General features: G+C 69.6%; 10 protein-coding genes. 7 read left to right on the top strand and 3 right to left on the bottom strand.

All coding sequences use genetic code 11. The features are described from left to right. The first annotated feature begins 200 nt into the window (after positions 1-200). From AC07NS_RS24850 to AC07NS_RS24840, 3 genes are read left to right on the top strand one after another with little or no spacing between them, the layout of a single operon-like run. Entirely contained in the window at positions 201-1,478 is a 1,278-nt protein-coding gene (locus tag AC07NS_RS24850) for an oligosaccharide MFS transporter (protein ID WP_494607666.1), read from the top strand. 2 nt (positions 1,479-1,480) lie between these two features. Further along, on the top strand, positions 1,481-2,668 hold the full coding sequence (locus AC07NS_RS24845) for a glycoside hydrolase family 88 protein (RefSeq protein WP_494607664.1): 1,188 nt from the start codon (positions 1,481-1,483) through the stop codon (positions 2,666-2,668). Continuing rightward, positions 2,665-3,597, top strand: coding sequence for an ROK family protein (locus AC07NS_RS24840; RefSeq protein WP_494607662.1), 933 nt, complete (start codon positions 2,665-2,667; stop codon positions 3,595-3,597). The genes AC07NS_RS24845 and AC07NS_RS24840 overlap by 4 nt, the downstream gene beginning before the upstream one ends. A gap of 153 nt (positions 3,598-3,750) precedes the next feature. Here AC07NS_RS24840 and AC07NS_RS24835 read toward each other — a convergent pair whose 3' ends face one another. Continuing rightward, positions 3,751-4,131 (bottom strand): YciI family protein, encoded by a 381-nt coding sequence (locus tag AC07NS_RS24835; RefSeq protein ID WP_494607660.1) that lies wholly within the window; start codon positions 4,129-4,131, stop codon positions 3,751-3,753. Between the two features lie 204 nt (positions 4,132-4,335). Between AC07NS_RS24835 and AC07NS_RS24830 the strand changes: the two genes are divergently transcribed. Then, positions 4,336-5,448 (top strand): hypothetical protein, encoded by a 1,113-nt coding sequence (locus tag AC07NS_RS24830; RefSeq protein WP_494607658.1) that lies wholly within the window; start codon positions 4,336-4,338, stop codon positions 5,446-5,448. Positions 5,449-5,464: 16 nt separating this feature from the next. Here AC07NS_RS24830 and AC07NS_RS24825 read toward each other — a convergent pair whose 3' ends face one another. After that, positions 5,465-6,511, bottom strand: a complete 1,047-nt coding sequence (locus tag AC07NS_RS24825; RefSeq protein ID WP_494607656.1) for a LacI family DNA-binding transcriptional regulator — start codon at positions 6,509-6,511, stop codon at positions 5,465-5,467. A gap of 246 nt (positions 6,512-6,757) precedes the next feature. Between AC07NS_RS24825 and AC07NS_RS24820 the strand changes: the two genes are divergently transcribed. After that, entirely contained in the window at positions 6,758-7,780 is a 1,023-nt protein-coding gene (locus tag AC07NS_RS24820; protein ID WP_494607654.1) for a LacI family DNA-binding transcriptional regulator, read from the top strand. A 355-nt stretch (positions 7,781-8,135) separates the two neighbouring features. Further along, positions 8,136-9,872: a glycoside hydrolase family 43 protein gene (locus tag AC07NS_RS24815; protein WP_494607652.1), complete on the top strand. Its 1,737-nt coding sequence runs from the start codon at positions 8,136-8,138 to the stop codon at positions 9,870-9,872. A gap of 493 nt (positions 9,873-10,365) precedes the next feature. Here AC07NS_RS24815 and AC07NS_RS24810 read toward each other — a convergent pair whose 3' ends face one another. Continuing rightward, positions 10,366-12,306: a glycoside hydrolase family 97 protein gene (locus tag AC07NS_RS24810; RefSeq protein ID WP_494607650.1), complete on the bottom strand. Its 1,941-nt coding sequence runs from the start codon at positions 12,304-12,306 to the stop codon at positions 10,366-10,368. Positions 12,307-12,689: 383 nt separating this feature from the next. Between AC07NS_RS24810 and AC07NS_RS24805 the strand changes: the two genes are divergently transcribed. After that, the gene (locus AC07NS_RS24805; RefSeq protein ID WP_494607648.1) at positions 12,690-13,301 is read left to right on the top strand and encodes a TetR/AcrR family transcriptional regulator; all 612 of its coding nucleotides are present in this window, start codon (positions 12,690-12,692) and stop codon (positions 13,299-13,301) included. Positions 13,302-13,350 lie beyond the last annotated feature (49 nt).

Raw genomic sequence — 13,350 nt, 5'->3', positions numbered from 1 at the left:
AGACGGATCGTCGAAATCGCTTGCGGGACGCCCGAAGGCTGCTAATTGATATCGATATCAGACACGCCATGCAAGCCCCGGCTTCGCAGACGGCGAAGGGCGCGAAAGCGCTTGGTATCGTTATCAGTTTGGTCTATGACCGAACGGCCGGACCACCTGCGCCACGAAGCGCGGGCGGCGCGGCGATGGGAGGGAGTCGCATGGGTTTCCGGAAGAACTACGCGCTGCTGAGCGCCTTCCTCTTCTTCTACTTCTTCGCCCAGGCCATGAGCATCTCGCTGCTGGCCCTGTGGCTGAAGCGGACCCTGGGCCTCTCCGGCGCGCAGACCGGCGTGGTCTTCGCGGCCAACTTCATCTTCGCGATGCTCTCCCAGCCGCTCTACGGCTTCGTTTCCGACAAGGTGGGCCTGCGCAAGCACATCCTGTGGCTGATCAGCGGCCTGGTGGTGCTGTCGGGCGCCTTCTTCGCCTTCGTCTACGGCCCGCTGCTGAAAACCAATCTGCTGCTGGGCGCGATCGCCGGCGGGGCCTATCTCGGGATCACCTTCATCGCCGGCAGCTACGCCCTGGAGTCGTTCGTCGACCGGGTGGGCCGCAAGTACGGCTTCGAATACAGCCGCGCCCGCCTGTGGGGCTCGCTCGGCTTCGCGGCCGCCGCCTTCTTCTCGGGCCGGCTGTTCAACATGGACCCGCTCTACAACTTCGCCCTGGCCTCGTGCGCGGGCCTGGTCCTGCTGCCCTTGCTGGCGCTGGCGAAGATCGAGCCCAGCGCCGACGAGCGCGAGCGGTCCGACGCCCTCAAGCCCGCCGACGCCATGGCCATCTTCAAGCTGCCGAAGTTCTGGGGCTTCATGGTGCTGATCCTGGGCGTGACGAACCTCTATCTCGTCTACGACCAGCAGTTCCCGGCCTTCTACGCCTCGCACTTCGCCGATCCCAAGCAGGGCGCGGCCATGTTCGGCTACCTGAACTCGGCCCAGATCTTCCTCGAGGCCGGCATGCTGTTCGTCGCGCCGTTCGTGGTGAACAGGATCGGGGCCAAGAACGGCCTGCTGCTGGCCGCGGCGATCATGATCGTGCGCATCGCCGGCTCGGGCCTGGTGCACGGCCCCGTGCCGATCTCGGCGATGAAGATGCTGCACTCGCTGGAGCTGCCGATCCTGGTGGTGTCGATCTTCCGCTACATCGCCTTCCACTTCGAAAGCCGCCTGGCCTCGACGCTCTATCTGGTCGGCGTCAGCTTCGGCCACTCGCTGGGTTTGGCGATCCTGTCGCCGATCGTCGGCAAGAGCTACGACCTGATCGGCTTCCCCAGCACCTACCTGCTGATCGCCCTGTTCGCGGCCGCCTTCTGGGTCGCCTCGGTGTTCGCCCTCTCGCCCACCCCGCTGCAAAGCCCGCCCGCCAAGGACGCCGAGCCCGATCCGGCCCTCGCCCAGGCCGACCTCGGCGGCGCCGACGTGGCCAAGGTCAACTGAACATGCCCGACACCACCACCGCCCGCGAGCCCATCGCCCGCGCCGACGAGATCCTGGCGCGCCCGCGCCCCGACCGGGCCAAGCTCGACGCGATCATCGCCGCCGTCCTGGCCCGCATCGACGTCAGCCTCGACCTCTTCACCGACGCCTTCCCCAGGCCCTCCAGCGAGGGCGGGGTCTATGCGCCGATGGACAACACCGAGTGGACCAACGGCTTCTGGACCGGGATGCTGTGGCTGGCCTTCGAGGCCAGCGGCGAGCCCCGCTACCGCCAGGCCGCCGAGCGCCAGGTCGAGAGCTTCCGCGACCGCATCGACCGCGAGATCAATGTCGACCACCACGACCTGGGCTTCCTCTATTCCCTGTCCTGCGTGGCGGGCTGGAAGCTCACCGGCAACATCGGCGCCCGCCAGGCGGCCCTGGCGGCGGCGCGGCGGCTGATGACCCGCTATCTGCCGGCCGCCGGCATCATCCAGGCCTGGGGCGACCTTTCCGACCCCGAACAGGCCGGGCGGATGATCATCGACTGCAACCTCAACCTCCCCCTGCTCTACTGGGCCAGCGAGGAGACGGGCGACCCGACCTTCCGCATCGCCGCCGATCGTCACATCGAGGAGGCCGCCCGCCACATCGTGCGGCCCGACGCCTCGACCTTCCACACCTTCTACATGGACCCGAAATCGGGCGCGCCGCTGCGCGGCAGCACCCACCAGGGCTTCAGCGACGGCTCGTGCTGGGCGCGGGGCCAGGCCTGGGGGATCTCGGGCTTCCCGCTGGTGCACCGCTACAAGGCCGATCCGGACCTGATCGCCCTGGCCGCCCGGCTGGCCAACTACTTCCTCAACCGCCTGCCAGGCGACCTGATCTGCTGCTGGGACTTGGTGTTCACCGACGCCGAGCGCGACAGCTCGGCCGCCGCCATCGCCGCCTGCGGCTTGCTGGAACTGGCCCGCGCCCTGCCGCTGGCCGACCCCGACCGCGAGACCTACGAGGCCGCGGCCCTGGCCATGGTCGAGACCCTGGGCGAGCGCTACCTGCTGCCGCTGGGCGAGCCCGGGACCGGCATCCTCGCCCACGGCGTCTATCACATGCCCAACCGCGTCGGCGTCGACGAGGCCTGCCTGTGGGGCGACTACTTCTTCCTCGAGGCGCTGGTCCGCCTCACCCGGGTTTGGGAGCCCTACTGGTGATTCAGATCGGCGTGGATTTCGGCGGCACCAAGGTGGAGGCCGCCGCCCTGGACGCCAGCGGCAAGGTGCTGGCCAAGGCCCGCGTTCCCAATCCGGGCGACTACGACAAGGCGATCGGCACCGTGCGCGACCTGGTCGGCGAGCTGGAGCAGAAGCTCGGCGCGCGCGGCACCCTGGGCATCGGCGCGCCCGGCTCGATCTCGCCCGCTACCGGTGTGATGCGCAACGCCAACTCGCTGTACCTGAACGGCCGCCGCTTTCGCGAGGACCTGTCCCAGGCCCTGAACCGGCCGGTGCGCCTGGCCAACGACGCCAACTGCCTGGCCCTGTCGGAAGCCGTCGACGGCGCCGGCGCGGGGGCGCGGGTGGTGTTCGCCATCATCCTGGGCACCGGCTGCGGCGGCGGCCTCGTGGTCGACGGCAAGCTGATCGAGGGCGAGAACGGCATCGCCGGCGAATGGGGCCACATGCCCCTGCCCTGGCCGACGGCCGACGAACGCGAAGGCCCGCGCTGCTGGTGCGGCCAGAACGGCTGTCTGGAAATGTGGGTGTCGGGCACCGGCCTGCGCCGCGACTTCCAGGAGGCGACGGGGCTCGCGCGCAGCGGCGAGGAGATCATCGCCGCCTGGCGCGCCGGCGACGCCGCCGCCACCGCCGCCTTCGACCGGTTGATGGACCGCCTGGGCCGCTCGGTCGCCGTGCTGTGCAACATCCTCGATCCCGACGCCATCGTCGTCGGCGGCGGCCTGTCGAACGTGCCCGAAGTCTGCCAGCGCCTGCCGGGTCTCGTCGCCGGGCGCGTGTTCGCCGACCGCTGGAGCACCCGCATCAAGCCCGCCGTCTGGGGCGACGCCTCCGGCGTGCGCGGCGCCGCGCGGCTGTGGAGCCTGGAGGAGGCCCGCCAGTTGCTCAGCGAGCGGGTGGCTTAGAAGAAATCTTGTCATCCCGGCCGAAGGAGCGCGCCAGCGCTCCGTAGAGCCGGGACCTCCCACCTCGGCGGCCCCTGAACCGTGGGAGGTCCCGGCGCTCCGCTTCGCTGCGGCCGGGATGACAGGGTCATGGTCGGCTGAGCACGCTCAGCCCTAGCCCTCCTCCCCCATCAGATCCGCCAGCTCGTAGATCGGCCGGATCTCGATCTCGCTGGGGCCGGGCATCGGGTTGGGGCAGCGCTTCACCCAGGCGACCGCCTCGTCCAGGTCCTTGACCTCCCACAGCCAGAAGCCGGCGACCAGTTCGCGGGGCTGGGCGAAGGGGCCGTCGATCACCGTGCGACCCGCGCCGTCGAACGCCACCCGCTTGCCCGCCGACGAGGGCTTGAGGCCGTCGGCCGTCACCAGGATCCCGGCCGCCGCCAACTCGTCGTTGAAGCGGCCCATGGCCTCCATCATCGCCATGGTCTCGGGCGAGCGGACGAAGCCCTGCTCGCTGTCCTCGGTGGCCTTGACCAGCACCATCACACGCATCGCTCGCCTCCTCGCCTGGACCGACCCTTTCGGCCTCGCATCGGAACGACGAACGGCCCGTTCCGAAGCCGACATCGCCGAATCCGCATTTTCGTCCGTCGGATTGACGACTTTCCGTTGCACGCAAGGTTGATGCGACGACCGCGAAATCAACTATTAAGTTTGTTGCCGGAAAGGTGCTGTCGTTCTCTCAGGGAAAGCATCATGGCGACGTCGTCCGGTCTGGTGAAATCGGCTCTGGCTCTCTGCGGCGCGGCCGTGCTGCTGGCGGGCTGCGCCAGCTCCGACGACATGCGCGCGCTGCGCCAGCCGGAAATGCCGCCGACGACGGTGGCCAAGGCCTCGCGCGCGCGTCCCTTCTATCGCAACATCGCCATCCAGGAGATCCAGGGCGCGCCGGAGTTCCGCTGGTTCGACGGCGGCGACATCCTGACCACCCGCCCGACCCGCAAGCAGGTGTTCGACCAGCTGTCGCTGCACCTGGACCGCGCCGACATGCTGGCCCCGCGCCTGGACGCCGAATACATGCTCTATGTGCAGTTCGACGAACTGCGCGGCCCCAACGTCTGGCTGGGGACCGACAAGCTGGCCTCGGCCCACATCACCTTCCGCCTGGTCCGCTGGCGCACCAACGAGCTGGTGCTCGAAAAGACCGTCGAGACCAGCTACCGCGCCCAGTGGGTGGGGATCACGCCCGACATGATCCGCGCCGGGATCGCCGGTCCGATCGGCGTCGCCCGGGATTCGGCGATCCAGCCGGTCGGCGGCGCGCTGCTGGGCGTGGTGCTGGGCTATTACATCAACGAGAACCTGGCGGTGTCGATCGCCGCCTCGCCGGCCGCCGGCTTCACCGGAGGGCTCGACGCGGCCATGTCCGGCGGCCCCGAGCGCTTCGACCCGGGCTTTGCGACGGGCTTCTCCACGGCTGTCGCCGTCGGCACGGCGCGCGGCCACTTCAGCAACCTGGAGGCCATGCTGGCCGGTGGGACGATCCAGGGCCTGGCCGGGGCGGCCGGCCCGGCCCCGGCCTCGCGCCCGACGGCCGCCGGCGAGATGATCACCGGCCAGTTCGACGGCACGGCCCGCCGCTTCGCCGCCACCCGCGGCCTGGTGAACCTGGCCTTCGACCAGTTCATGGGCGAGCTCAGCCGCGACGGCTCGGTGGTCTACAAGCGGGCGGTGTCGTGCAACGCCCTGAACGAGGGCGCCTACAGCGGCCCCTATCTGGTCGAGACGCCCGACGCCTACGCCGTCGACTGCCCCGGCTCGCGCTACAACAACAGCCCGACCACCCGCGCCTACCCCTCCCGCTTCTGACCCGGCGCGCCGTCCCTCAGGGCGGCGCGGCGTCGGACGAGGCGCGGTCCATCAGGGTGAAGGGCAGCAGGTGATGCACCGGCGCCGGATCGCCGCCCAGCTTGCGGGCGCGGATCTCCTCGACGATCAGACTGACCGCCGCCCGGCCCATCTCGGCGATGGGCTGGTGGATCGTGGTCAACTCGGGCCAGACGGTGGTGGCGACGGCGGTGTCGTCGAAGCCGCAGACGGTCAGGTCGCGCGGTACGGCGATCTGACGGCCATGCGCCACGGCCAGGGCGGCGGCGGCCATGTCGTCATTGCTGGCGAAGATGGCGCTGGGCCTCAGCCGCGCCTCGAACAGCTTCTCCGCCGCCGCCAGACCCGAGCGATAGGTGAAGAGCCCCTGGGCCACCCATTCGGGCCGCACGGTCAGGCCCGCCTCGGCCATCCCCGCGAGAAAGCCTTCGTAGCGCAGCTGCGTTGGGGTGTGCTGCGGGTCGCCCTTGATGAAGGCGATGTCGCGATGGCCCAGGGCGATCAGGTGGCGGGTCATGGCCAGCGCGCCCTCGAAATCGTCGATGCGCACGCTGGAGACATCGACCATCGGCCGCGCGGTGGCCAGGGCCAGCACCGTCACTCCCTCGGCCCGCAGCATGCTGATCGTCTGGCGCGAGTCGCACAACGGCGGCGGCAGGATCACCCCGTCCACCCCCGCCGCCAGCAGCCGCTTCACCGCCTGCTTCTGGCCGGCCAGGCCTTCGCAGCGCTCCAGGATCAGGTGGCTGGCCAGCTTCGAGCTCTGCTCCAGCCCGCCCATCATGATGTCGCTGAGATAGGAGGCGCTGGGGTTGCTGTAGAGGATGCCGACCCGGGCGGCCGAGGCGCGCGAGCGCGTGGCCCGGGCGGCGACATTGACCTGGTAGTTCAGGGCCCGCACCGAGGCCTCGACCCGCTCGCGCATCGCCGGGCTGACATTGGCCGTGCCGCGGATCACCCGCGAGACGGTCATCGAGCCGACCCCGGCGTGGCGGGCGACGTCGTGGATGGTGGAGGTCCGGGGCGGGGCCGGGCGCGCGGTCACGGTCGTCGCTTCCGCGGCGGACGCCGGCCTGGCCTTGCGGGGACTCTTCACCAACGCACCATCCTCGGAACGCATCGCGATTGTTCACGATAACAATCCATCCTAACGGCGCCAGTAGCGCACGCCAGCGCAAAAACGCGCGTTCGCCTGCCGGGCGCTTCTCCTTCTCTCGCTTGGACTTATCGGTGCGGTGTTCGCTAGACTGCGCCGCGACCCGTAGAGAGTCGCAGTTTGGGCGAGGACTCCTTGAGCACGCAGAGGCGACAGGCGCCGACCATCCACGACGTGGCGCAGGCCGCGGGCGTCTCCTCGATGACCGCCTCTCGCGTCGTCAACGGCTATCCGCACGTGCGCCAGGCCGTGCGCGACAAGGTCGAGGAAGCCATCAAGACCCTGGGCTACCGGCCCAACTCGCTGGCCCGCGCCACCCGCACCGGCGTCTCGCTGATCGGCATGCTGTATTCGAACGCCAGCTCGTCGAACCTGTCGAACTACCTGATGGGCGCTTTTAGACAAGCCAGCCAGAGCGGCTGCCAGCTGCTGATCGAGCCCAGCCAGGCCCACCCGACCCCGGCCCAGGCCGTGCAGAAGCTGGTCGACGCCGGCGTCGGCTCGGTAATCCTGCCGCCGCCGCTGTGCGACGACGCCGAGATCCTGGAATCTCTGGAGAAGGCCGGCGTCGGCGCCGTCAGTTTCGCCACCGCCTTTCCGCGCGAGGGCGCGCCGGCCGTGTTCATCGACGACTTCGCGGGCGCGCGGATGATGACCCGCCACCTGATCGATCTTGGCCATGTCGACATCGCCTTCGTGCGCGGCGACCCGACCCACTCCACGGCCCAGCGCCGCGAGCAGGGCTTCCGCGAGACGATGGCGGAGGCTGGCCTGGCGGTGAACGACGCCTATTTCGCCGACGGCGGCTTCAGCTATCGCGGCGGGCTGGAGGCGGCCCGCCAGCTCCTGAACCTGCGCCGCCGCCCCTCGGCGATCTTCGCCGCCAACGACGACATGGCCGCCGCCATCAGCGCCGTGGCCCACGGCCTTGGCCTGTCGATCCCGGCCGATCTCAGCATCGCCGGCTTCGACGACACCTCGGTGGCCACCACCGTCTGGCCCGAGCTGACCACCATCCGCCAGCCGATCGCCGACATGGCCGCCTCGGCCGTGCAGCTGGCCATGGACCTCTCCCGCCCCGGCGGCGACCCCGGCGGCCACGTGCAGGCGCAGCTGCAGCTGATCGAACGGGCCTCGACCGCCGCCCCGCCGAGCTAGAACAGCGCTGCGGTGTGTGGTCCTCGTCCTTCGACAAGCTCAGGATGAGGACCATTTTGCAGGTCTAGGGCGGATCGACATTCAGGCCTGAGCTCATTTTTCACCGAGCATCCCCGCGAAGGCGGGGATCCAAGCCGAGCCTGCGGGCAACCTGCGGTCGCGCCTCATCCTGAAAATCAGCTTGGGTCCCCGCCTTCGCGGGGAGACACGGATTTGAAGGTCGCAAACAGCTAACTGTCGATACGGCCAGGGCGGTAGAAAAACCTCATCCTGAGCCTGTCGAAGGACGAGGTTTTCGCCCGAACCTTTCCCTGCTAATGATAACGATATCAAAACAAGAGTGTTGGGAGGCGTGATGACGGGCTTGGGTCGAGCATTCGGCGGGTGGATGCTGCTCGCGGCGGCGCTGGCGGCGCTTCCGGCTTCGGCGGCGGCGCCCCTCAAGACCGAGCGCGCCTGGCTGCCCGACCAGGGCGACGGGACCTACAAGAACCCGGTCCTGGCCGGCGACTATTCCGACCCCGACGCCGTCCGCGTGGGCGACGCCTACTACCTGGTCTCGTCCTCGTTCACCAACGCGCCCGGCCTGCCGATCCTGAAGTCGACCGACCTCGTCAACTGGACGATCATCGGCCACGCCCTGCCCCAGATCACGCCCGTCGCCCACCACGCCACGCCGCGTCGCGGCGGCGGGGTCTGGGCCCCGGCCATCCGCCACCGCAACGGCGAGTTCCTGATCTACTATCCGGACCCCGACTTCGGCGTCTTCCTGGTCAAGGCCAAGGACCCGGCCGGGCCGTGGTCCAAGCCGGTGCTGGTTGACGACCGCCGCGGCGTCATCGACCCGGCCCCCTTCTGGGACGACGACGGCCAGGGCTGGCTGGTCACCGCCTTCGCCCGCAGCCGCGCCGGCTTCGCCAACGTCATCACCGCCCGCCGCCTCAACAAGGCCGGCGACCGCGCGGTCGGCGAGGCGATCACCCTGGTCGAGGGCGACAAGCAGCCCAAGGTGCAGACGTCGCGCGGGCCGTTCCCTTGGATGACCACCGAAGGCCCCAAGCTCTACAAGAAAAACGGCTGGTACTATCTGTTCGTGCCCAGCGGCAGCGTGAAGGGCGGCTGGCAGGGCGTGTTCCGCTCGCGCACGCTGGCCGGCCCCTACGAGGGCCGCGACGTGCTCGACCAGGGCCCCACCGAAATCAACGGCCCCCACCAGGGCGCCTGGGTGACCACCCCAACCGGCGAGGACTGGTTCCTGCACTTCCAGGACGCCGACTCCTATGGCCGCCGGGTGTGGCTGCAGCCCATGGCCTGGAAGGACGGCTGGCCCGTCATCGGCGAGGATCCGGACGGCGACGGCATCGGCCAGCCGGTGCTCCACCACCGCAAGCCAGCGGCCAAGACCCCCTCCCCGATCCTCGCCCCGCAGGACAGCGACGACTTCGACGGCCGCCTGTCGCCGGCCTGGCAATGGAACGCCAACGCCCAGGCCGACTGGGCCGACCTGAAAGCCGCGCCCGGCCGCCTACGGCTGAAGTCGATCTCCTCGCCGGAGAACCTCTGGGAGACCGGCGCCCTGCTAACCCAGAAGCTGCCGGCCGAGCGCTTCACCGTGACCACTAAGCTCGACTTCGCGCCCAACGCGGTCGGCGAGCGGGCGGGCCTCGTGATGTTCGGCTCCGACTACGCCTGGATCGGCCTGCAGAACACCGCCGCCGGCCCCGCCCTGGTCCGCGTCGATCGCCTGGGGGCCGACAAGTTCCAGCCCGAACGGGTCGAGGTGATCCAGGCCAAGGCGCCGACCGCCGTCTGGCTGCGGATGACCGCCGAGCCCGTCGTCGTCGCCGACCCGCCGCCGGAGTTCTCGCCCTACTGGCCCTCGATGCTGCGCTCGCTGCACGCCCGGGTGACCCTCAGCTACAGCCTGGACGGCCAGGCCTTCACCCCCGTCGGCGCGCCCTTCGTCAGCCGCCCGGGACGCTGGGTCGGCAGCCAGGTCGGGATCTTCGCCCAGGCCCCGGCGGGGACGCCGGCCAACACCGCGACGCGGATCGGCTGGACCGACTTCGACGGGTTCTGGGTGACGCGGTAGCTTTCTCCTCCTCGTCATCCCGGAAACGGCAAAGCCGTTATCCGGGACCCAGGGGACCGGGCTCGGCGGATCAATCAAGCGCCCCGGCGACGGCCCACGCGATGCGGCCGCCCCTGGGTCCCGGCTCTGCGCGCTGCGCGTTCCGGCCGGGATAACGGAAGAGTAGCTGTCCCCTCAACGAACACCGATTGACAGCCACCCCATCAATTGGTATCGATATCAAATCTTGCGGCGCCACCCTGCGGCGCTCACTTCTTGGACGCAAGTTCCTCCCGACTTCCAAGACCAAGGGGCGCCGTCTGCCCGGCGCCCCGTTTTTTTGCCCTCAGTCCCGACTGCCCCCCAGTCCGTCAGTTCCCCGCGTAGGCGGGGATCCAAGCCGAGTCCGCGGGTGATCAACGGTCGCGCCTCATCCTGAAAGACAGCTTGGATCCCCGCCTTCGCGGGGATGCTCGGCGTTGAGTGCAGGCAAGGAGGTGAATGCCGCCCCTGCCTACCCCAACGGCTCGAACCGTATCGCCTGGCCGCCCGCCGCGTTCAGCTGCAGCCGCAGACGCGTCCCTGCATCCACCGTCTGGCGCTCGATGACCACCTTGGTGCGGTTGGCCGGCCGGGCCAGATCGCCGTCCTTGTAGCGCACGGCCGTCCACTTGCCCGCGCCCAGGAAGCCCAGATCCAGGTCCAGCCGCCGCTCCATCTCGTTGGTCAGGGCGCCGAGGAACCAGGTGCGCCCCTTGCGGCGGGCGATGACGACGTATTCGCCCAGCTCGCCGGCGATCGCCCGAGTCTCGTCCCAGGTGGTCGGGCAGGCGTCGAACCATTCCAGCTCCGGCCAGGGCTGGCCCTCGTACTTCTCGGGTTTGTCGTACCAGTAGAGCAGGGTCAGCGGGCTGTAGCAGGTGACCGCCAGGGCCAGCTGGTGGGCGTTGGTGGTCTGGTTGCGCTCCTGGGCGTAGCAGATCGTGTAGTCGATCGGCCCGGCGATCGGCCGGGTGAAGGCCAGGTTCACGTGGTGGCGCGGGGCCGGGAACTGCTCGTTGCCCTTCACCCCCTCCAGGGTCAGGTAATTGGGCAGGGTGCGCTCCAGCCCCGCCGGGCGCAGGTTGTCGTGCAGGTTCACGACCATGCCGTGCTCGCCAAAGGCCCGCACCACCTTGGTGATGAAGTCGACGTCCGACTGCCGGCCCTCCCACATGAAGCCCAGCTTCACCCCCGCCAGGCCCCAGCGCTGGTAGAGCCGGCACATGTCGGTCAGCGCCTTGGTCACCGCCACCCGGTCGATATAGACCAGCACGCCGATGCCCCTCGCCTTGGCGTAGTCGATCACCCTTTGCAGGTCCAAGGCGGCGATCGGGGCGGTCGGGTCAGAGGCGTCGGTCCCGTCGCCGTACCAGTGGGCGTCGAACAGCACGTACTGGATGTTGCGCTTCTGGGCGAAGTCGACCGCCTTCAGCGAGGCCTCGGTGGAATAGGGCTTCATGATCCGGAAGGCGTGGCCGGGCCTCACCCACGAGACGTCGCCCAGCTGGTTCGGGCTCGCCAGGGTCGGGACCACGTGGTGGCGCTCGATCAGGCCCTTGGCGCTGTCGGCCGCCAGCAGCACGCGCCAGGGCGTTTTCTGGCCGACGCCAATCTCGAAGGTCGCCGCTTCCGGCGTGTCGTCCTGGCCGCCCCAGCCGGTCGCCCGGCCCGGATAGCGCATCAGGTAGGTGACCAGCCCGCCCTTGTCGTGCGCCCGCGCCATGCAGCGCGGATAGTGCAGCCGGTCGGACTCGGCGATGAAGCCGTAGACGCCGTTGCCGACGTCCACCGTGATCGGCAGATCGGCGAAGGGCCCCTTGTCGGACGAGCCCGTCAGGTCCGGATGCTCCAGCGGCGCGAGGCCGGCCTGGGTGGAGACGTGGATGTCGCCCTCGTCGCGGCTGGCGTAGAGCCGCGCCGTCTCGGGGAAGCGGAAGCCCGTCCGCTCGCCCATCAGCGCGAGGGTTTCACCCTTGGCCAGGCCCGTCAGCACGTAGCGTACCGCCACGGCCCCGTTCAGCACCCGCAGGACGATGTCGAACCGGATCCCCGCCTTGGGATCGACCATGTGCAAGGTGATCTGGCGGCCCGACTGGTCATAGCGGGCCGACTGCCCGAACGGCGGCGACCAGTCGCCTTCGAAGGCCTGGGGCGTGACGCCGGCCAGCTTCGCGCCCTCGCCCAGCAACCGCCCTTCGGCGAGCCACAGCCCCAGGTTCGACGGCAGCAGCAGCGGCTTGCCGTCATAGGTCGCGCTCCAGCGGGGGATCGCGCCCGAGACGTCGACCACCGCCTTCAGCCGGCCGTCGGGCGAGGCGATCTGGTGACGCCGGGCGGTCTCGCCGGCGTGAGCGGTCGTGGCGGCGGCGGACATCGCGGCCAGCGCGACCAGGTCGCGGCGTGTGGGCTTCATCGCGTCGCCTCCTCCCCTTCCACCCTGGCGGCGCATCGGCGCGCGGGCGGTCGATTATCGTTCGTAGCCCCGCCGGCCGCACCGCGACCAAACTGGGATCAACAAACTGATATCGATATCAACAATATCGCGCAAGCCGCAGCTCGCCGCCTGGTCGACCACGCCAACTATTGGCCTTACCTCATCGTCGAATTAAGGTATGACCACATCGACGCAGAGACCTTACCTCACTGACGCCCACGCCGGGCCGCGAGGCAAGTTCTGACGGCGACCCCGACCTCGCGCGGACAGCCTTCCCAGGATCGCGCGTTTTCGCGGCGCATCCTCCCCAGGATGCGCCGCTTTTTTTGACCGCTGTTCGGTTTTACCTCTAGGTTGCGGTCATGGACTTCGACGCCGGACAGACGCCCGCCCCGCCCTCCGACACGCCCGCCCCCCGCCGCGGTCCCGGCCGCCCGCGCGACCCCGAGGTGGAAAGGCGTCTAAAGCGCGCGGCGCTGGAAGTGCTGGCCGCCCACGGCATGTCGGGCCTGACCCTGGAGAAGATCTGCGACAAGGCCGGCGCCCCGCGCGCCACCTTCTATCGCCGCTGGGCCACGCCCATGCAGGCGGTGGGCGAGGCCTTCAACGAGGCCTTCCTGTTCGCCACCCTGCCCGACACCGGCGACGTCGTCACCGACCTCGTCGCCCTGGGCCAGGCGATGATCGACCTCTACAACGACCCGGTCGTCGGGCCGTGCATGAGCTTCCTGATCGCCGAGAGCCGCGTGCGGCCGGAACTGTTCCACGGCGCCAGCGACGACTTCCAGCGCCGCCGCGCCTACAACCGCCAGGTGGTCGAACGCGCCATCGCCCGCGGCCAGATCGGCCCCGAGATCGATCCCGACCTGGTCATCGACGTCATCAGCGGCCTGGCCATGAACAACCAGGCCACCCGCCGCCCGCTGACGCCCGAGATGCTGGAGTTCGTGGTGAAGCGGCTGCTGGGCCTCTAGAAACCTCCCCCTCTGGGGGAGGCGGCCGAAGGCCGGTGGGGGGACGCTT

The organism is Caulobacter sp. GW821-FHT10A10, assembly GCF_059415745.1.
This window is presented reverse-complemented; position numbering and strand designations above follow the sequence as displayed.

Excerpts from the sequence above, each read along its gene's own strand:
- AC07NS_RS24850 (WP_494607666.1), top strand. The coding sequence starts at position 201 with ATGGGTTTCCGGAAGAACTACGCGCTGCTGAGCGCCTTCCTCTTCTTC.
- AC07NS_RS24845 (WP_494607664.1), top strand. The coding sequence starts at position 1,481 with ATGCCCGACACCACCACCGCCCGCGAGCCCATCGCCCGCGCCGACGAG.
- AC07NS_RS24835 (WP_494607660.1), bottom strand. The coding sequence starts at position 4,131 with ATGCGTGTGATGGTGCTGGTCAAGGCCACCGAGGACAGCGAGCAGGGC.
- AC07NS_RS24830 (WP_494607658.1), top strand. The coding sequence starts at position 4,336 with ATGGCGACGTCGTCCGGTCTGGTGAAATCGGCTCTGGCTCTCTGCGGC.
- AC07NS_RS24815 (WP_494607652.1), top strand. The coding sequence starts at position 8,136 with ATGACGGGCTTGGGTCGAGCATTCGGCGGGTGGATGCTGCTCGCGGCG.
- AC07NS_RS24810 (WP_494607650.1), bottom strand. The coding sequence starts at position 12,306 with ATGAAGCCCACACGCCGCGACCTGGTCGCGCTGGCCGCGATGTCCGCC.
- AC07NS_RS24805 (WP_494607648.1), top strand. The coding sequence starts at position 12,690 with ATGGACTTCGACGCCGGACAGACGCCCGCCCCGCCCTCCGACACGCCC.